This window comes from Gordonia sp. CPCC 206044, assembly GCF_048537895.1.
Classification (GTDB): Bacteria; Actinomycetota; Actinomycetes; order Mycobacteriales; family Mycobacteriaceae; genus Gordonia.
Genome location: NZ_JBCLVL010000002.1, coordinates 118,819 through 138,051 on the forward strand (window position 1 = coordinate 118,819; position 19,233 = coordinate 138,051).

Sequence of the window (19,233 nt, forward strand, 5' to 3'; positions counted from 1 at the left end):
GATGGCTTTCTGCGTCGAGCAACAGGTTCCCCGATTCATCGAACGCCTCAGCTCGCCTCCGCCGCCGGCACCCCTGCGCGGGAGGTGGCCGCCGAACGCCCTCCGCGGTAACCGAACACCAATGCCGGACCGAGTGTGCCCCCGGCCCCGCCGTACACCATCCCGGTCGGTGCGGCCATCGCGTTGCCGACCGCCCACAAGCCCGGGATCACCGCACCGTCGACGTCGAGCACTTCGCAGTCGGCGGTGGTCATCGGCCCGCCCTTGGTACCGAGCGTGCTGCTGTGCAGCGGCGCGGCATAGTACGGTCCCGAATCGACTCGGCCGAGCGTGGCCATCGGACCCGGGTAGTGGTCGCGGTCGCCACACCAACCATCGAAAGCGCTGTCGCCCCTGAGGAAGTCGTCGTCGTGCCCTCGATCGACCTGCTGGTTCCACCTGGCCACGGTCTCCACGAGCGCATCCCGCGGCAGGACGAGGGCGGCCGCGAGCTCGGCGACCGAGTCGGCCCGGACGATCCAGTCGGGCATCTCGCCACCGGCAGGCACACCGTAGCCGCCGTAGCGGTCGACGAACTCCTGGTCGAACAGAATCCAGCACGGTTGGTTCACATGCCGGAACTGCGTCGGGTCGAAAGCGTGGAACGCACCGCCCAAGGCGTTGTAGTTGGCCGCCTCGTTGGTGAATCTCTGCCCGCGGATGTTCACCATGATGGTCCTCGGGAGTGATCTCTCCCGCTGCACGAGTTGCACACCGTTGAGTGCGTACTGTTCGGTGTCGTCTCCCGGTTCCGCGATCACCGGCACCCACCAGGCCTCACGCATCACGCCCAGCTGCGCGCCCACACGCATCGCCATCCGGAGGCCGTCACCGGTGTTCGACGGCGCACCCGCCGGATGGCTCATCGGCCCACGTAGGAATGCGGTGACCAGGGCCGGATCACGCTCGAATCCCCCGGTCGCGATGACGACTCCACGCGTCGCACGCACCACCTCACCCGTGGCGAACGTCGCGCCGCAGACGACACCGTCCTCGACCACCAGGCTGGTCGCGGCGCTGTCGAGGACCGGCTCCACGCCTCGGTCGAGCAATCCCTTGAGAAGACCACCCAGAAGCGCCCGTCCGAGCCCCTCGAGGTTCTCCTGGGCTCTCGCCTGTTCCATGTCCGGGGTGAGAAAGCCTGTCCCGCCTCCGATGGGGGACTCACTCACGTACATGCGGCGTGGCGCGCCGAACACGCGGTCTGCCCAGTCGCCCAGCGAGTCGAACGAGAACAGCTCCGGTTCGACCGATCGGCCGCCGTGTGGTCGGCCACCGGGAAACTCCGGGTGATAGTCGGGATAGCCCGGAACGAGTCGCATCCGCAGCGGTGTCGAGGTCTCCAGCCAGTCGAGCATCGGTTCGACCGTCCGGACGAAGGCCTCGGCCATCTCCGGGCGGATCATCCCGTTGGACAACGACTCGAGGTAGGCCAGCCCGTCCTCGACGGTGTCGGCCACACCGGCCGCAGCGGCATATCGGTTGGCAGGCAACCACGAAACACCGCTCGAGAGGGCCGTGGTCCCTCCGAGAAGGGATGCCTTGTCGTGTACCGCGACCGAGGCCCCTGAATCCGCCGCAGCGAGCGCGGCGGTCAATCCCGAAGCGCCGGTTCCGAGTACGAGTACATCGACGGTCGTCGAGGTCATGTCGACTTCACTCCCGGCGATTCAGCGGTACTGCTTCAGGAAGGCGTTGCCGCTGCTGCGGTAGAGCACCTCCGGCCAGTCTGCGGGGCGTGAATCACCATATGCGCGAATACTGTTGGGATCGCCCAGATCCGTCGGCAACTCGGAGATGGGCATGTAGTACATGTAGCCCATCTTGCGATCCGCGAACCGCCAGCGTCCGTCGACTCGCTTGTAGACGTCCTTGTAGCGCAAGGCGACCTGCATGGCGACGCCGTTTCGGTCCACCTCCGCATGGCCGGCGAGCAGGCCGGTGGCGCGGTCGGGGTCGGCCTCGTCGAAGCGGATGACGTGGCCGTGCGAGTAGTGATTGGTCGGCCCAAGCGCCGCGAACCGTCCCAGGTATGTCGTGACGATCGCGTCGATGCCGTCGGCCGCGAAGACCCCGTCCTCGGATCGAAGGGTGGCGTCGGCACAGAACACCTCGCGGATGCCTTCTTCGTCGCGCTCGTCCATGATGAACCCGTACAGAACGCCCAGCTCTTGAATCGCCATCCGGTCTTCCAGACGCCTGAGCCGATCCTCTGTTGTTGCCGGTGCTGTCATCGTTGTCCTCCTCGACCTGCCCATATGGGTCTTGTCCGTGGTGCTCGACGACCACCGGAAATGGCGCGTTCAGTCCGGCCGCAGTGCGTTCGGCACCCCAATTGCTGATAATAGTATGTATAATACTGGCCTGTGATCTGCGTCAAGATCTGAAGAGGTTGCGACTGGTCTCACATTCCTGATAATCATTAGCTCAGTATGAAGGACCCTGACGGCAATCCCAGGAGGCCGAGATGAGTGCAACAGATCCCGTGATCGTGGTCGGAGCAGGGCTTTCGGGCCTCGCAACCGCCCTTGCGACGGCGGCCAACGGGCGGTCGGTGGTGGTCCTCGAGGCTGCCGATCTGGTCGGCGGGGCCGCAGCGTACTCGGGCGGACAGGTGTGGTGCGGGGCCAATCACGTGGCCGCACGCGAGGGCGTCGAGGACTCGCTGGAACTGACGGAGACCTACATCCGCGACGTCGCATCCCACCTGGCACCGGAAACCCTCGACGAGAAGGCGTTCCTCCGGTGGCTGAACACCTCACCGTCGGCGATGAAGTACTGGGAAGACCTCGAGGCCATCCGGTGGACGATGATCCCCGGCCTGGCCGACTATCACAACGAGGCCGCCGGCGCCCTACCCCAGGGGCGCTACCTCACCAACGCGGTGATCGACGGATCGGTGCTCGGAGACTGGCGTGAAAAGCTCCGATACAGCCCCTACTTCCCGGTCGGCACGACCTACCACGACCTGCTCGACAAGGGTCGTCGAGCCACCTTCGTCGACGACGACGGCCAGACCGGAGAGGCCACCAAGCACTCCCACGCGGGACTACCGGCGTTCGGCCTGACCGACGGCACCGGGTTCGACAGCGCGGAATCCGGCGACCCGCTGACGTACGGGACGGGTGTCGTGGCGTCCTTCCTGAACCGGGTTCTGCAGGAAGAGGACATCGAGATCCGCGTCGGACACCGGGTCACTGCGCTGCTCACCGACGAGGACGGCGCCGTGACCGGGGTCCGCGCCGACACCGCCGACGGCGGGGTGACACTGCACGGACCGGTGGTCCTGGCGACCAGCACCTACGACTGGGACCCGGAACTCGTCAAGACCATCCTCGGTCTCGACGACGAGGACTGGGGTTCGGTTGCGCCGGAATCACTCCGCGGCGACGGCCTGCGTCTGGCGCAGTCGGTGGGCGGGCAACTCGCCCGGATTCCGGCCAACGCCACCCCGATCCTGCCCGGTTGGCGCTCGGAACTCGGCACCGGTTTCGGTTACGGGCCCGAGTACGCGATGCCGCACTCGATGATCGTCGACCGCACCGGCAATCGCTACTGCAACGACTCCTACTGGGTCGACATCTGCCGCAAGACCCTCGATCCGGATGACCGGCATCTGCCGTTCTTCCTCATCTGGGACGATCAGCATCGCAACAAGTACGGTCTGGCGGCCACACCGCCCGGCGGCGAGTACCCCGAGGGTTGGGTGGAGCAGGCGCCGACCCTGCAAGAACTGGGCGACAAGCTCGGGATCGACGGCCAGCAGCTGGAAAAGACGGCCGACCGGTTCAACGGTTTTGCGCGCGATGGCGTCGACAGCGATTTCGGTCGCGGCACCGTCGACTACGTGAACCGTTTCGCCGGCGACCCCGACAACACGCCGAGCCCGGTGCTGGGAGAGCTCACCCAAGCGCCGTTCCACGGCATCCGGCTGCGCTTCGTCGGAACCGGGATCGGGACGAGTGGCGTACACATCGATGGCGACGGTCGGGTCCTCGATGCCGAGGGCACGCCGATCGCCGGGCTCTTCGCGGCCGGTTCGGTCGCCGCGCTCACCACCACCGGAACCGCCTACAACTCCGGGATCGCACTCGGACGGGGACTGACACTCGCATACTTGATCGGTCACGAACTGGCCGGACAACCGATTCCCTGACAACAGCATTCACCTGCGGACCGCCTTGGCCCGCTGACGAAAGGAAGCTCGTGGAGTTCGGATTTCTCCTGGGTGATCAGCCGCTTTCGGTACCTCCGGAGGATCACCTGGATCTGCTGCTACGCAACGTCGAGGCGGGCCAGCGTGCCGGTTTCACCCATTTCACCATCGGCCAGCACTTTCTCTACTCGGACTACCGATGGCTGCAGCCGATTCCGATCCTGGCGCGCCTGGCCGCGGAGATCGACGACCACGTCCGGATCGGCACGACGGTGCTCGTCGGACCGCTGCAGCATCCGGTCCAGTTGGCCGAAGATCTCGCCACCCTGGACATCATCACCGGCGGCAAGCTCATCGTCGGGTTGGGAACCGGCTATCTGGAGCGTGAATACGCTGCGTTCGACAAGCCGTACAAGCAGCGCTACGGAATGCTGGAGGAGCAGATCGAACTGCTCACCGCGCTCTGGACGCAGGACCGCGTCACCTTCGACGGGAAGTACTGGCAGCTCGACGACGTGACCACTCACGTCCACCCGATCCAGCGGCCCCGGCCGCCGATCTGGTTGGGCGCGATGAAGAAGGTCGGCGTCCGCCGGGCCGCTCGCAGCGGTGACGTCTGGACCATCACCCCGCAGCAGACCGTGGACGAGGTCGAGCAACTCGTGCGGATCTACGCGGACGAACGCCGCGCCCTCGGTCTGCCGTTGAATCCGTTCCCGCTGCGCCGAGAACTCCAGGTCGCAGACAGCTACGACGACGCGCTACGTGACTTCGCCACCGTCGCCCGTGGCAAGTATGTGTCGTACGCGAGTCAAGGCATGGGATTGCTGGATCAAGAGCGGGTCGAGCGTGAGTTCTTGGCCAACGTCGCCGATCACGTCCTCCTCGGCACCGGCGAGCAGGTGCGCGACCAGATCGCCGCGATCGCCGCACGCCTGCCGATCGGCCCGCTGCTGGTCCGGCCGCACTGGCCGGGCATGGACGCCGAACAGTCGGCGAGCTATCTGGAACGGGTCGGCCGCGAAGTGGTCGCACCGCTGCGTGATCTGCAGTCGGTGGGCTTCGAGGCTCTCGCGGCCTGACCGCGCCGACACCGAACACCACGTGGGGAGGGCCCGGGACATCCGGGCCCTCCCCACGGGCGTTCTACCGTGCTCCCCCTGCCCCGCGACAGCAACCTTTCCCGCCGACAGCAACCGGTCTCCCGCTGACAGCAACCACTCTCCCGCCGACAGCAACCCCCGCCGGTTGAGTAGCGACGAGCGAGCTTGCGAGCCCGACGCGTATCGAAACCCGCCGAGACACAGGAGGTCTCGATACGCCGCCTCGGCTTGGCGCCTCGGTGGCTACTCGACCGGCGATCGGTTCCGCTCAGGCACCGTCGTCGGCCGACCGGTGGAAGATCCGCTCATGCTCTGGTTGCTGTATCAGCGGAAAAACGGTTGCTGTCGCGGTCACATACCGCCGTCGACGGTGAGGATCGATCCGGTCGTGTAGCTCGACGCATCGCTGGCGAGATAGACTGCTGCACCGACGATCTCGTCCGGTTCGCCACCGCGCTTGGCCGCGAATGTGTCCGCACGCTTGGCGAAGGCGTCCATGTCCCAGGCCGACGAGACGTCGGTGAGGAACGTTCCTGCCATGATCGCGTTCACGCGAACGGCGGGACCGAACGTCTTGGCCAGGCCCATCGTGATTGCGTTGAGCCCGGCCTTGGCCGCCGCATAGGGCAGGACGTCGGGACGTGGACGCATGGACGCCGCGCTCGAGATGTTGATGATCGAGCCGCCGCCGGTCTGCGCCATACGGGTGCCCACGAGTGCGGCAAGGCGAAACGGCCCCTTGAGGTTCACACCGATCACCTTGTCGAACAACGCTTCCGAAATGTCCTCCACACCGTCGTACAGCGGCGACATACCCGCATTGTTGATCAAGATGTCGACCTTGCCGAAGCGGTCGTAACTCTTCTCGACGAGCCCCTCGAGCGCATCCCACTGCCCCACGTGCGCGGCCACCGGCAGCGCCGACCGTCCGGTCTCCTCCTCGATCTCCTTGGCCGTCACCTCGCACGATGCACCGTCGCGGCTCGCGATGATGACATCGGCGCCGGACCGGGCCAACCCGAAGGCCATCGCCTTACCCAGGCCGCGACTCCCACCGGTGATGAGCGCGACACGATCGGTGAGGTCGAACGCCCGGTCGGGACGAAACTCGGCTGCCATGGGAACTCCTTCTGTCCTTCGAGCTAATTCCTTAGTATGGTAATCATAGATTACGAAGTGTGACGCGCGCCATGTCGAGCGCCGACGATGACGGAGACAACCATGAACTCACCTGCCCCCGGCCTGTTCGACCTCCCCGAGACCTACCGCGAGCTGCAATCCCAAGCGCGCGAACTGGCGGTTTCGATGCGTGACATCGCGGCCCGCGCCGACGAGTCCAGCTCCACCGACCCCGATGTGCGCAAACGGTTGGCCGCGTCCGGCCTGACCGGACTCGCCGTACCGGCCCGGTGGGGCGGCCGATTCGACCAGGTCGACTCGCTGGCGATGACCGTGGTGCGCGAGCAGCTCGCCGCCGAGAGCGCGCACCTCGACTCGATGTTCGTGATGCAGGGCATCGGCAGCTACGGTCTGGCCGTCGCCGGCTCCGACGCCGTGCGCGACCGCTGGCTGCCGCAGGTGGCATCGCTCGACGCGATCGCCGCCCTCGGTCTCACCGAGCCGCAGGTGGGCTCGGACCTCAAGGCGATCACCACCACCGCGGTTGTCGACGGCGACCACCTCGTCCTCAATGGCCACAAGTCGTTCATCACCAACGGCGGTGACGCCGACTTCTACAGCATCCTTGCCAAGGAGGGCGACGGCTACTCGCTGATCTGCGTACCGGCGCAGACTCCGGGAGTCAGCACCCACCGACCGCACCAGATCATCGCCCCGCACGTCCTCTCCGACGTCGTGCTCGACGACGTCCGGGTTCCGGTCGATCATCGAATCGGCGAGCCCGGCAAGGGATTTGCCCTGGTGCTGGCGACCCTGGCGACATTCCGCGTGTCGGTCGCCGGAGCGTCGGTCGGCATGGCCGAGGCCGCATTGCGTCTCGCACTCGACCACGCCAACAGCCGTGAGCAGTTCGGTGTGCCGCTGTCGCGGCTGGGTTCCGTGCCGGAGCACCTCGCGAACTGCTGGACCGACATCGAGGCGTCGCGCTCGTTGACCTACCGCGCGGCGGCTGCCGCCGCTCGCGATCCGCGGGCGAACCTGCACCTGTCCTCGATGGCCAAGATCTCCGCCACCGAGATGTGCGGACGTGTCGTCGACCGTTGCGTCCAGATCATGGGCCGCTTCGGCATCACCCGCGACACCGACATCGAGCGCCTGTACCGCGAGGCCCGCCCGATGCGGATCTACGAGGGCTCGACGGAGGTCATCTTCGACTCCCTGGCCAAGCAGTTGATCAAGAATGGGATCTGAGGAACCCTCGCACGCAGCCGGCCGCACGGGCGTCGACGACCTGGAGAACATGCGCCCGATCACCTTGGACGATTCGTCTCGCACGGCGCTGTTCGCCGCGCAGACCGAGTGCACCTTCGTGTTCGCGACCCCGCAGGGCTGGCCCGCGGGCGTCATCGTCTCCTATCTGGTGGACGGCGGATCGGTGTGGTTCACCGCCGCATCGTCACGGCTGCACGTGCGCGCGCTCGCCGACGAACCGCGGGTCAGCCTGGTGGTCTCGAACACCGGCACCGACCTGCCCGGTCGACAGATGGTCACCATCCGCGGCCGGGCCACCGTCCATCGGGACCGAGCGACACGTGACTGGTTCTTTCCGCGCTTCGTCGAGCGGATGCAGCCGAACGACCCGGACGCGTTCGCCCGACTCCTCGACAGCCCCGACCGTGTGGTGGTCGAGGTCGAGGTGGTGCGAATCCCGGTGAGCCACGACTCCACCCGCCTGCCCGGAGACGGTCGCGGCGGCAACGCATGAGTCCGTTGGTCGAGTAGCCGTCACGCCGCTCGCTCCACCGGTTTCGAACCCGCTGGGTCGAGTGCTGACGAGCGAGTCACGCGGTGTCTCGAAACCCGTTGATACTCAGGAGGTCTCGATACGCCACCTCGGCTTTACGCCTCGGTGGCTACTCGACCGGCGGAGAATGGTCCGGCCCGCGACGAACGTACCGACCGGCGGAGAATGGTCCGGCCCGCGACGAACGTACCGATCGGCGGATAATGTTCCGGCGCGCGGCCAGCGTACCGACCGGCGGAGAACCGATGGTCAGACCGCACGCGGGGCGTCGAGCGAGTCCAGGGCCGCCATGAGCGCGGGCGGGATCGGCGTCTTCGCACCATCGGCACCGCGGACCGCGTACGTGATGGCGCCGTGTGCCACCAACTCCTCGCCGCGGGTGAAGTCGAACCCGAGCACATACGAGGTGTTCCCGACTTTCTCGCGAACCACCGTGCACACGAGTTCGTCGAAGACGTGGCAGCTGGTGAAGTACTGACATTCGGACTTCAACCCGACCGTGTACGCCCCGATCTTCTCCAGCATGCTGTCGCTCTCGAGGCCCAGATCGTGCAGCCAGACGCTGTAGGTGCGCTCCATCCACGGGTAGTTGATCGCGAAGTACGAGATGCCCAGTGCGTCGCAATCCCCATAGGACAACTGGAACCGTTGCTGCGTCCGCGCGTCCTCGCGGCCGCGTCCCGTCGACGCCGTCATTTCCGTCTCCTCATTCCCGAAAACTATCCCATTCATGTTCATCATTGTTAGAGTAATCCATGTCACATGAGCCCACAGGAGGTTACGCCATGTCCATCCGCGAAGAGATCGAAAACGTCCTTGCCCGTTACGCTCTCGCCTACGACAGCGGCGACATGGCTGCCGTCGAGAAGGTGTTCGCATCAGACGCCGTCCTGACGCTGGAGATCACCGACGGCGCATCGGTGGGGCCGTTGAACGGCATCGACGAGATCATGGGTCTCTACCGGGGCGCACACGAATCCCAGACAGATCAGCGCCGACACATCACCACGAATCTCGCCGTCGAGCCCCTCGCCGACGACACCGTGAAGACGACGTCGTACCTGCTCATCACATCCGCCGAGAACGGAACCCTCACCCCGCTGTCGACGGGCGTCTACGAGGACGAATGGGTCCGCGGCGGCGAGAGCTGGCAGCTGCGCAGGCGGCACATCGCCCTCGACCTCCCGTACTGACCGCTCTTTCACCGACCAGGAACCATCATGACACTCAACCAGGGGCTGATCCCCGCCAAATGGGCTGCCCTGACCCCGACCGCCCAGGCCATCTACGACGTCCCGAACGACCGTCGCATCACGTTCGCCGATCTGGACTCCCGCGTCCGCCGAATGGCGAACGGGCTGCGCGGCCTGGGACTGCAAAAGGGCGACCGAGTAGCGGTCCTTTCCAAGAACAGCATCGAGTTCCAAGAACTCTTCTTCGCCGTCGGCCGGGCCGGCCTCGTCCTCCAGCCACTCAACTGGCGACTGGCCACACCGTCCCTCGCCGGACTGATCGCCGATGCAACCCCCAAGGTCATCATCACCGCACACGAGTTCCGCTCGGTGGCAGACGAATTGCAGCGGACCGTGGACGTCGAACACTGGTTGGAGTTCGGCACCGACGGCGACGGCAGCTACGAGGATCTGCTCGCACGCTCCGCAGACGACGAGCCGATCTGGACGCCCGACGTCGGCGGCGACGACCCGTTCTTCATCCTGTACACCGGCGGGACAACCGGGGAATCCAAGGGCGCCTTGCACTCCCATCGCAGTGCGGCGGCCGGGATGCTCAACCAGACGGTGGCCGAGCGCGTCGTTCCCACCGACGTCTACATGCTGACCGGCCAGATGTACCACATCCCGGTCGTCCTCTCGATGAACTACATGAAGCACGGTTGCCCGGTCGTGTTGGTCAACTTCGAAGCCAAACAGGCCCTGGAGATCATCGAGACCGAGCGCGTCTCGGCCTTCCTCGGTATCACCACGATGCTCAACTGGATGATGGCCGTGGAGAACTTCGCGTCCTACGACCTGTCGAGTCTGCGCAACATCCAATACGGCGGCGGACCGATGCCGTCGGCGGTGGTGCGCAATGCACTGGAATCGTTCCCGTGCACCCTCATCCAGGGTTATGGCCAGACCGAGGGCACCACCATGTGCTTCCTGTCCCAGGAGGACCATCACGACGCGGTCGCCGGCATCAATGAGCAGCGCCTACGATCCTGTGGCCGTGAGGGATTCGGGACCACGGTGCGCATCCTCGATCCCGACGGAAACGAGGTACCACAAGACGGCACCACGCCCGGCGAGGTCGTCGTGCGGTCGGAGGCCAACATGGTCGGCTACTGGAACAAGCCCGAACTCACCGCACAGACATTGCGAAACGGCTGGATGCACACCGGCGACATCGCCACCTGGGACTCCGATCGCTACGTCTTCATCGTCGATCGCGCCAAGGACATGATCATCTCCGGCGGCGAGAACATCTACAGCATCCAGGTGGAGGAGGCCATCGCGATGCACCCGTCGGTTCTCGAATGCGCGGTCATCGGCATTCCGGACGACGAATGGGGAGAAGTGGTCAAGGCCGTCGTGGTCCTCAAGCCGGGTACTTCGGCCACCGAGGCGGAGATCATCGACACCGCCAAGCGCAACCTGGCGTCCTACCAGAAGCCGCGATCGGTCGATTTCGTCGACGCGCTCCCCAAGGCGCCCACCGGCAAGATCATGAAACGTGAACTGCGCGAACCGTATCTACAGAAGCAGCCGGTGTGAGCGGGGGGTTGTTCCCGGAGGCCGAGCTCGCCACCCGGGTCGGTACACCGTTCCCCGGCGGTGAGGTACGTCTGGACCGCTGGTGGGTTCACCTCGCTCTCGACAGCATCGGCGCCGAACCCGACGACGGTCCCGGCCATCCGGCGCTGGTGTTCCTCATCGCGACGGGCGCGATGGGCTGGAGTTGGACCGAGCTGTTCGAGGTGTTCGACGCTAAGGAGGAGGACGGGCCGATGGCCGGCGAGACGGCCACCACGGTCCGTACGCCGCTGCGTATCGGCTCCACGTACCGGGTGTCCGGTGAAATCGTCTCTGCCCGAAGGAAGACGGGCCGCAGCGTCGGCGTCTTCGACATTGTCGAGTATCGCCTCGAACTCATCGGCGACGACGACATGGTCCACGCGTCCACCACCAACTCCATCATCTTCCCGCGTAGATCGGCCACCGAATGAGCACCCCGACATCTGCGCCGATCGAGGTCGGCCAGGAGATCCCCGAACGCGTCGTCGACGTCGATCCGGCGCGGATGAAGACGCTGTCTGCGCTGATGCGCGACCCCAACCCGATCCATTTCGACTCGGAGTCGACGAACGCGCTCGGCCTCGGCGATCGGACGGTCAACCAGGGACCGAGCAACGTCGCGTACGTCGTCTCCGCACTCGGTGCGTGGGTGGGAGTGCACAACGTCGTGTCGTACCGGTTCCGCTACCTGGCCAACGTGTTCGCCGGCGATCGGGTTCGTGCGGGCGGCCGGGTCGACGAGATCACCGACACCACCGAGGGCCCGATCGCGCACTGTGCGGTCTGGCTCGACGTGGACGGCGGCACCAGAGCTCTCGAGGGCGCGGCAACCGTTCGGTTGCCACACCACACCGAGAACACCGACGAACAGAGGAGTGACCAGTGACGGGACGAGTCGAGGGAAAGGTCGCGTTCGTCACCGGCGCGGCCCGCGGGCAGGGCCGTAGTCATGCGGTGCGGTTGGCAGCCGAGGGTGCCGACATCATCGCGGTGGACATCTGCGAGGACATCGCGACGGTGACACCGTTCTACGATCTGGCCACCGAGGCCGACCTCGCCGAGACGGTACGGCTGGTGGAGGCGCAGGATCGGCGGATCGTCGCCAGGAAAGCCGATGTCCGCGACCGCGATGCGCTGACCGATGTGCTCGCCGCCGGTGTCGCCGAACTCGGCAGCGTCGACATCGTCGTGGCCAACGCAGGCATCGCATCGTACGGTCGCTCGTGGGAACTCACCGCAGACCAGTGGAACGACATGATCGCCGTCAATCTGACCGGTGTGTACAACACCGCGACGGCCGCCATCCCGACGATGATCGAGGCCGGGCGCGGCGGATCGATCATGTTCACCTCGTCCTTCGGCGGTCTCAAGGGAATCCAGAACGTCGCGCACTATGTCGCAGCCAAACACGGCATCGTCGGGCTCATGCGGACGATGGCCAATGAACTGGGCGAGTACAGCATTCGGGTGAACACCATCCATCCGACCAATGTCGACACGCGAATGATCCAGAACCCGGGCACCTACGGGATGTTCGCGCCGGATGATCCAGAACCCACACAGGACAAGGCCATGCCCGGGTTCCTGTCCTTGAACACGTTGCCGGTGCCGTGGGTCGACCCGGCAGACATCAGCAACGCGGTGTTGTTCCTCGCCAGCGACGAGGCCCGCTACATCACCGGGGTGACGTTGCCGGTCGACGCCGGCGCCACTGTCAAGTAGCACCGCCTTCTGAAACGCAAACCGAGAACCGCCCCCGAGGGGTGCCGTCGGCGTACCGCCCGCGGTCGCCCGTGGTGGGCGGTTCTCGGCGAGCGAGGAAATGCCAGAGCGAACGAGGAGAAACACCAGACATGTCCGCCATCGTCACCGGCGCCGGAAGCGGTATCGGGCGAGCCGTCACCATCGAACTCGCGAAGGCGGGTGCATCGGTCCTCGCCGTCGACATCGACCACGACGCCGCCCACGAAACTGCCCGGATGGCGACCGGCCACGTGATCGCGCACCGCGCCGATGTCTCGAAACCCGGCGAGGTCGCCGAGTATGTGTCGACAGCCGTACGCGATGTCGGTGTGCCCGAACAGTTCTTCAACAACGCCGGGATCGTCGGCGCCAACCGCGCGATCGTCGACATGTCGATCGACGAATGGTCGTCGACGATGTCGGTCAACCTCGACAGCATGTTCTACGGACTCAAATACGTTCTCCCGCACATGATCGAGGCCGGGCGCGGACAGGTCGTGAACACCGGCTCGATCGCGAGCCTGCAGGGCGCGGCCAAGCGCGCCGACTACGTGGCCACCAAACACGCGATCCTCGGGCTGACCCGAACCGCGGCCGCCGAGGTACGCGAGCACGGGGTCGCCGTCAACTGCATCTGTCCGGGCTCCACCGACACACCGATCATCGGCAAGTTCCGCGAACTCTTGGCCCGCGACGACCAGCCAATCCCAATGCACGGCGTCGGTGGACGTGGCATGGCCAGCGCCGAAGAGATGGCCCGCGCCGTCACGTTCCTGCTCCGCGCCGACGTTCCGTTTCTCACCGGTGCCGTCCTACCGGTGGACGGTGGCGCCTCCGGCCAGTACTGAACTCCCAGCTCGAGTCCAGTCCTCCCCAACCGAAAACCGCCCCACCACCTGGTCGCGGCCGGCAATACGCCGACAATGCCCCGGTGGTGGGGCGGTTGTGGTCTGCATCGACATCGGGCGGATCTCGGGCCCCGGATGGCCCGGGACCCGAGACACGCGATCAGGAATCGACCCCGCCGACCGGCGCACCCTCGGCGGGCACATCCTCGAGCGCGCTCTCGCCGAGTACGGCATGGACCGCGGCGCGGCTGGCCGACTCCGCCGGACCCGACCACACCGTCACGCCCCTGGTGATGACCGAGACGTTGTCGGCGATTGCCAACCCGGCGTCCGCATTCTGTTCGACGATGAGCACGGCGATGCCGGTGTCGGCGATCTCGCGCACCTTGGCCATCACCGAATCCACCATCGAGGGCGCCAAACCCATCGACGGCTCGTCCATCAGGATGACCTTCGGTTGCGACATCACCGCCCGACCGAATGCCAGCATCTGCTGTTCACCGCCGCTGAGCAGTCCGGCTGCGGTGTTCCGTCGCTCGGACAGGATCGGGAACTGCTCGTACACCTCGGCGAGGGTCCGCTGAACCTTCGCACGGGGAGCCCGGTAGCCGCCCACTCGAAGATTCTCCTCGACCGTCAACGTCGCGAACACCCGTCGCCCTTCGGGCACCAACACCACACCGCGCCGCACCATGCTGTGCGCGCGTTCGCCCGCGACCTCGTCGGTGCCGACCATCACCGAGCCCGACTTGGGTCGGTGGTAGCCGGCGATCGCGCGCAGACTCGTCGTCTTGCCTGCACCGTTCGCGCCGAGGACCAGCGTCACGCGTCCGGCATCGGCCCCGACCGACACGCCCTGCACGGCATTGACCGCGCCATAACTCACATGCAGATCGTCGACCTCAAGCATCTGCTGCCTGCTTTCCCAAGTACGACTCACGAACACCGTCGTCGCGCACCACATCGTCGGGAGCCCCCTGCGCGATCAGCTTCCCGAAGTTCATCGCGAAGAGGTGATCGCACACGGTCACCATCATCTGGACGTCGTGCTCCACCAAGAGCTGGGTGTACCCCTCGCCCTGCAACGACCGGAGCAGATCGCTGATCTCATCACGCTCGGCGGTGTTCATGCCGGCGGTGGGTTCGTCGAGCAGCAGCAGCCTCGGCGTCCCGACGATCGCTCGTGCGATCTCGGTACGTCGTTGCATGCCGTAGGACAATTCGCTGGGGCGCATACGAGCCAGGTCACTGATACCCACCCGCTCCATGACCTCGTCGACTCGCTCACGGGCTTGCTTGCGCCGCCGGCGATCTGCGGTGTCCAGGCCGAGGAGGACGTTGTCCACAACGGAGCGATCGTCGATCAACCGGACCGTCTGGAACGTCCGCGCCACCCCGAGGTGTGCCACGCGGTGCGCCGGAACCTTTTCGTAGGCCCGGCCGTCGAATCGCATGTGCCCTCTGGTCAACGGGTTGAGCCTCGTCATCGCACCGAGCAACGTCGACTTCCCGGAACCGTTCGCTCCGAGGATGCCGTGGATCAGGCCCTCCCGCAGCTGCAGTGACACTCCGTCGACTGCCCGCACCCCACCGAAGTGCACGGCCACGTCGTCGAGCTCCAGGAGCGGATCACGAGGCTGGTCGGCCTCATCGGTCGTGTCGGGGTTCACGGCTCTGCCACCTCCAATTCTTCTGCGGTTCGGTCTGATTCGGCCGAGTCGCGCGCACCGGCTGCCGTCGGCGTGGTGCGCGTGTTCCGTGTGCGGATGCGATGCCAGAGTCCGCGCAGGATGCCGAGGATTCCGTCGGGGAGCAGTACTGCTGCCAGCACCACCAGGATCCCGTAGATGAACTCCTCCCATTCGCCGACAAAAGCGACCCAGGTCGGCAGCCACACGAAGACGACCGACCCGATGAGCACGCCGACCCAGGAGCGGGACCCGCCGACGACGATCACCGTGAGAGCGAGCACCACGAGGTGGAAGTTGACCTCCTCGGGAGTGATGGTGCTGCGCAACAACGTGGTGAGCCCACCGGCAAGGCCGCCGACCATCCCGGAGACCAGGAAGCTGTATCGACGGTACTTTCCGACGTCGATACCCATCGCATTCGCCAGCTCGGGATCCTCACGTACCGCGTCGATCCTGCGCCCCAGACCGCCGGATTCCGTGAACTGGGTGAGCAGCACGACGACCACCGCGACGAGGAAGACCGCGCCCAGGGTCAGATCTCCCAGCGCACCGAACAATCCGGATGCGCCGCCGGTGAGCTCGCCGCCATTGACCGCGACCACTGCCACGATGAGGGTGAACGCGATCGTGGCCATGCCCATGTACAGGCCGTTGAGTCGTTGGACAACGAGCCCCAGCACGTAGACGACGGCACCCGCGAAGACGACGCCGGCCGCGATCGCAGGGAAGGTGCCCCACCCGAGATGGATCATCGCGGCAGCGGCCGTGTAGCCGCCGATACCGAATGCGCCGATGCCGGCGAAAGAGAACACACCCATCCGCATCGGGATCTGGATGCTCAGTGCCATCAGCAAGGTGGTCAGCGTCTGCTGCAACAGAACGGAATTGGCGTCGATCCAGGTGTTCATGTGCGTCGAACCTCCATCCGGCCGAAGAGCCCTTGCGGTCGGAAGATCAGCACCATGAAGATCAGTCCGAACGACACCGCATCCACCCAGGTACCGAAGTGGAAGTGGATCAGGAGCGTCTCCGCGGCCGCGAGGATGTAGGCCCCCAGCACCGCACCGCCCATCGATCCCAGACCACCGAGCACGATGATCGCAAACGCCTTGATCAGCAAGGGATCTCCGGACTCCGGCGCGATAGCCCCCAGTTGGAGCGTGAGCAGCACGCCCGCCAGTCCGGCGAGCGCACCGGCCACCGCCATGGTGCCCAGGGCGAGCGCATTGCGGTTCACCCCCATGCCTTCGCTGACCTCCGCGTCGACGCCGATCGCCCGCAGTGCCAGGCCTTGTCGCGACTTCTTCAGCCAGCTGGTGAGTCCGATCCCGATGCCGAGGGCGGCGATCAGGATGATCAGCACCGTCGTGCTCACGTGTACGCCGCCGATCTGGAACTCACCCGAGCTGTAGCTGGTGGCGAAGCCGAACGGGCTGCTCTCCGTGACGCGCTGCGCGACGGCGATGAGGATCGCCGACACACCGATGCCGCCGATGATGATGCGTAGTTCGGTCGATCGGTGGTCCTTGCTCCGATCGGCGATCCGTTGGAACACCAGGAACTGAGTGACCGACGACAGAGCAGCACCGACTGCCATGGCGACCACCAGGATCACCGGCAGTGGCAGCGATCCGTCCTGCGTGATCAGATGCGCGACGAGCACCGAGAACACGAACGTCGCACCGTGCGCGAAGTTCAGGATTCCGATTGTGCCCCACGCCAAGGCCATACCCAATGCGAACAGTAGGTAGATCGACCCCAGTGCCGCCGCATTCAGCAACTCTTGCATGTCAATCGCCCCCACATGACGCCGGTGTGCGCCGAGCCGAGGCCGACTCCGACCAACTCATTGGAGCAGCGTCTCCTTGCCGTTCTCCCAGCGAACCATCGCACCCGGCACACGCATGTCGTTGCCCTCGAAGGTGATGGCACCCATCGCACCGGTGAAGCCGTCCTTGGCCACCGTGGTCATCCCCTGCTGGATACCGTCCCGCGACGAGCTGTTCGATGCCTTGATGCCGCGTGCCAACCACCACATCGCGTCGTACCCCTCGGCGTCGTACGCATCGGGCAGCTGACCGTACTTCTTCTGGTAGGCCTCGTCGAACTTCTTCGCCTCCGGGGTGTCCATCGCCGACGAGAAGTCGACCGGGTAGACCAGACCGTTCGCGGCCTCACCCGCGGCGGAGACATTGCCTGCACTCTGCACCGACGTGCCGACGACCTGTCCCTGGTATCCGGCCCGGCGCAGCTGCTGGAGGAAGGTCACCGACTGCGGAGCCGTCAGGAGCATGACCACGGCTTGCGGCTTGGCCGCCGCGATCTGCTGGGCCTGCCCGGTGAAATCCTGTGTGGTCGACTGGGTCTCGATCGACTGATTCAGCTTCAGACCGAGTTTGCCTGCCTCGTCGGGGACCACGTCCTTACCCAACGCCGCGAAGGTCGGGAACGTTGCGTTGTAGATGAGCGAGAGGTTGGCGAGTTTGTTGTCGGCCAACCATTTCATCGCGATGTCGTAGTAGCTCTCCATCGGAGCGGTGGCGCGGAAGGTGTAGTCACCGGTCACCACTCCCTGCGATCCCGCCTGGGTGAAGATGGTCGGCATCTTGCGCTGGTTCACGATGGGTGCGACCGCGGCGGCCTGTTGCCCCATGGTGGGTCCCAGAATCGCAGAGATCTCGGAATCGGCGATGGCCGTCGTGGTCTGACTGACAGCCCGGTCGATCTCGCCGGCCGGGTCGCTCTGCTCCATGGAGATCTTGACCCCTTGACCCAGGAACGCCTGCTGGTTGATCTCGTCGATGGCCAGTGCTGCGCCCTTGCTCGCGCCGGTGCCCGCGTAGGCGACCGCACCCGTCTGGTCGTTGATCGCCTGGACCCGGATGCTCTGCGCGATCCCGTCGCCGCCCTGTGCCGTCGACCCGCCGCTCGAACAGGCGGTCGCCGTCAGGATCGTGGCGGCGGCGAGGCACGCCAGCATCGATGTCGTCTTCGTTGTCCTCAACGCTGTTCCTTCTCGTTGTTCGGAGGTCCGTCACGCGATGGCGGTGACGGACCGGGTTTCGCCGGGGTTCGCTTACTTGGCCGTGAAGCCCGCGTCCACCTTGAGTTCGGTTCCGGTCACGTAACGGGCTTCGTCCGAGGCCAGGAACAAGATCGCGTTGCTGATGTCGATCGGCTCCACCCACGGCACCTCGAGCGCATTCGTCGTGGTGAACACCGGTTCGGCCTGCTCTTTCGTCGGATGTTCGACGTCGGGCAGGAACAGCTTGAACGTCGCCTCGTTCAAGATCATGTTCGTGGCCACACCGGTCGGGTGAACAGTGTTGACGCGCACGGCATACGGCGCGAGTTCCAGCGCCAGCGTCCGCATCAGGCCGACGACGCCGTGTTTGCTCGCGGTGTACGCGGCGACGTTCGGGGTGCCCTTGATGCCCGCGGTGGAGCTGGTGAGGATGATCGAACCGCCCGTGCCCTGTTCGATCAGGTGCGGGATGACGGCCTTGCAGGTGTGCCAGACACCTTTCAGGTTCACGTCCTGCACGTCGTCCCAGTCCTGTTCGGCGACCTCATGGGTCTTGTCACCGAACAGGAAGATGCCCGCATTCGCACTCACCACGTCGACGTGACCGAACTCGGCCACCCCGCGCTCGAGTGCCGCCGTGGTCTGCTCCTGATCGCGGACGTCTGCCTTGGTGGCCACGATCCGGCGGTCCAGACGTTCGACGGCCGCCACCGTCTCGGCCAGGTCGTCGTCGGTCGCGCCCGGATAGAACCGTCGGACACTGTCGATCTCCTCGCACAGGTCCATCGCGATGATGTCCGCGCCCTCCTGTGCCATCCGAATCGCGTGACTGCGACCCTGGCCGCGCGCCGCACCGGTGATGAAGGCGACCTTGCCGTCGAGTCTTCCCATGTCGAAACTCCCCTCTGTG

Annotated in this window: 20 protein-coding genes; 10 read left to right on the forward strand and 10 right to left on the reverse strand. The window is 65.7% G+C overall.

All coding sequences use genetic code 11. The annotated features are described in order from the left end of the window. Nucleotides 1–47: 47 nt before the first annotated feature. Together AAFP35_RS03110 and AAFP35_RS03115 are read right to left on the reverse strand one after the other, a co-directional pair. The gene (locus AAFP35_RS03110; RefSeq protein ID WP_419220081.1) at nucleotides 48–1,688 is read right to left on the reverse strand and encodes an FAD-dependent oxidoreductase; all 1,641 of its coding nucleotides are present in this window, start codon (nucleotides 1,686–1,688) and stop codon (nucleotides 48–50) included. Between the two features lie 21 nt (nucleotides 1,689–1,709). Further along, nucleotides 1,710–2,273, reverse strand: a complete 564-nt coding sequence (locus tag AAFP35_RS03115; protein WP_419220082.1) for a nuclear transport factor 2 family protein — start codon at nucleotides 2,271–2,273, stop codon at nucleotides 1,710–1,712. 233 nt (nucleotides 2,274–2,506) lie between these two features. On the opposite strand from AAFP35_RS03115, the gene AAFP35_RS03120 reads away from it, so the two are divergent. Then, nucleotides 2,507–4,195 carry an FAD-dependent oxidoreductase gene (locus AAFP35_RS03120; protein ID WP_419220083.1) on the forward strand — a complete coding sequence of 563 codons (1,689 nt, stop codon included), beginning with the start codon at nucleotides 2,507–2,509 and terminating at the stop codon, nucleotides 4,193–4,195. Between the two features lie 50 nt (nucleotides 4,196–4,245). Further along, entirely contained in the window at nucleotides 4,246–5,277 is a 1,032-nt protein-coding gene (locus AAFP35_RS03125) for an LLM class flavin-dependent oxidoreductase (protein ID WP_419220085.1), read from the forward strand. A gap of 372 nt (nucleotides 5,278–5,649) precedes the next feature. Here AAFP35_RS03125 and AAFP35_RS03130 read toward each other — a convergent pair whose 3' ends face one another. Next, a complete protein-coding gene (locus AAFP35_RS03130) occupies nucleotides 5,650–6,417 on the reverse strand; it encodes an SDR family NAD(P)-dependent oxidoreductase (protein WP_419220086.1) in 768 nt (255 codons plus the stop codon). Between the two features lie 102 nt (nucleotides 6,418–6,519). On the opposite strand from AAFP35_RS03130, the gene AAFP35_RS03135 reads away from it, so the two are divergent. Continuing rightward, nucleotides 6,520–7,668: an acyl-CoA dehydrogenase family protein gene (locus AAFP35_RS03135; protein WP_419220087.1), complete on the forward strand. Its 1,149-nt coding sequence runs from the start codon at nucleotides 6,520–6,522 to the stop codon at nucleotides 7,666–7,668. Then, the gene (locus AAFP35_RS03140; protein ID WP_419220088.1) at nucleotides 7,658–8,182 is read left to right on the forward strand and encodes a pyridoxamine 5'-phosphate oxidase family protein; all 525 of its coding nucleotides are present in this window, start codon (nucleotides 7,658–7,660) and stop codon (nucleotides 8,180–8,182) included. The genes AAFP35_RS03135 and AAFP35_RS03140 overlap by 11 nt, the downstream gene beginning before the upstream one ends. A 288-nt stretch (nucleotides 8,183–8,470) precedes the next feature. On the opposite strand, the gene AAFP35_RS03145 is transcribed toward AAFP35_RS03140, so the two are convergent. Continuing rightward, complete coding sequence (locus AAFP35_RS03145) at nucleotides 8,471–8,917, reverse strand: acyl-CoA thioesterase (RefSeq protein ID WP_419220089.1); 447 nt, start codon at nucleotides 8,915–8,917, stop codon at nucleotides 8,471–8,473. Nucleotides 8,918–9,006: 89 nt separating this feature from the next. Between AAFP35_RS03145 and AAFP35_RS03150 the strand changes: the two genes are divergently transcribed. From AAFP35_RS03150 to AAFP35_RS03175, 6 genes are all read left to right on the forward strand, one after another. Further along, nucleotides 9,007–9,414, forward strand: coding sequence for a nuclear transport factor 2 family protein (locus tag AAFP35_RS03150; protein ID WP_419220090.1), 408 nt, complete (start codon nucleotides 9,007–9,009; stop codon nucleotides 9,412–9,414). A 27-nt stretch (nucleotides 9,415–9,441) separates the two neighbouring features. Then, nucleotides 9,442–10,995, forward strand: a complete 1,554-nt coding sequence (locus tag AAFP35_RS03155) for an AMP-binding protein (RefSeq protein WP_419220091.1) — start codon at nucleotides 9,442–9,444, stop codon at nucleotides 10,993–10,995. After that, nucleotides 10,992–11,447: a hypothetical protein gene (locus tag AAFP35_RS03160; RefSeq protein WP_419220092.1), complete on the forward strand. Its 456-nt coding sequence runs from the start codon at nucleotides 10,992–10,994 to the stop codon at nucleotides 11,445–11,447. The genes AAFP35_RS03155 and AAFP35_RS03160 overlap by 4 nt, the downstream gene beginning before the upstream one ends. Next, nucleotides 11,444–11,902, forward strand: coding sequence for a MaoC family dehydratase (locus tag AAFP35_RS03165; protein WP_419220093.1), 459 nt, complete (start codon nucleotides 11,444–11,446; stop codon nucleotides 11,900–11,902). The genes AAFP35_RS03160 and AAFP35_RS03165 overlap by 4 nt, the downstream gene beginning before the upstream one ends. Further along, a complete protein-coding gene (locus tag AAFP35_RS03170) occupies nucleotides 11,899–12,738 on the forward strand; it encodes a mycofactocin-coupled SDR family oxidoreductase (protein ID WP_419220094.1) in 840 nt (279 codons plus the stop codon). Before AAFP35_RS03165 ends, AAFP35_RS03170 begins: the two co-directional genes overlap by 4 nt. A gap of 131 nt (nucleotides 12,739–12,869) precedes the next feature. Then, nucleotides 12,870–13,607, forward strand: a complete 738-nt coding sequence (locus AAFP35_RS03175) for an SDR family NAD(P)-dependent oxidoreductase (protein ID WP_419220095.1) — start codon at nucleotides 12,870–12,872, stop codon at nucleotides 13,605–13,607. A 160-nt stretch (nucleotides 13,608–13,767) separates the two neighbouring features. Here AAFP35_RS03175 and AAFP35_RS03180 read toward each other — a convergent pair whose 3' ends face one another. From AAFP35_RS03180 to AAFP35_RS03205, 6 genes are all read right to left on the reverse strand, one after another. After that, a complete protein-coding gene (locus tag AAFP35_RS03180) occupies nucleotides 13,768–14,517 on the reverse strand; it encodes an ABC transporter ATP-binding protein (RefSeq protein ID WP_419220096.1) in 750 nt (249 codons plus the stop codon). Further along, nucleotides 14,510–15,277: an ABC transporter ATP-binding protein gene (locus AAFP35_RS03185; RefSeq protein WP_419220097.1), complete on the reverse strand. Its 768-nt coding sequence runs from the start codon at nucleotides 15,275–15,277 to the stop codon at nucleotides 14,510–14,512. The genes AAFP35_RS03180 and AAFP35_RS03185 overlap by 8 nt, the downstream gene beginning before the upstream one ends. Further along, nucleotides 15,274–16,206, reverse strand: coding sequence for a branched-chain amino acid ABC transporter permease (locus AAFP35_RS03190; RefSeq protein WP_419220098.1), 933 nt, complete (start codon nucleotides 16,204–16,206; stop codon nucleotides 15,274–15,276). The genes AAFP35_RS03185 and AAFP35_RS03190 overlap by 4 nt, the downstream gene beginning before the upstream one ends. Next, nucleotides 16,203–17,087, reverse strand: coding sequence for a branched-chain amino acid ABC transporter permease (locus AAFP35_RS03195; RefSeq protein ID WP_419220099.1), 885 nt, complete (start codon nucleotides 17,085–17,087; stop codon nucleotides 16,203–16,205). Before AAFP35_RS03195 ends, AAFP35_RS03190 begins: the two co-directional genes overlap by 4 nt. 57 nt (nucleotides 17,088–17,144) lie before the next feature. Next, entirely contained in the window at nucleotides 17,145–18,302 is a 1,158-nt protein-coding gene (locus tag AAFP35_RS03200) for an ABC transporter substrate-binding protein (RefSeq protein ID WP_419220101.1), read from the reverse strand. A 72-nt stretch (nucleotides 18,303–18,374) separates the two neighbouring features. Then, nucleotides 18,375–19,214, reverse strand: a complete 840-nt coding sequence (locus AAFP35_RS03205) for a mycofactocin-coupled SDR family oxidoreductase (protein WP_419220102.1) — start codon at nucleotides 19,212–19,214, stop codon at nucleotides 18,375–18,377. Between the last annotated feature and the right edge of the window lie 19 nt (nucleotides 19,215–19,233).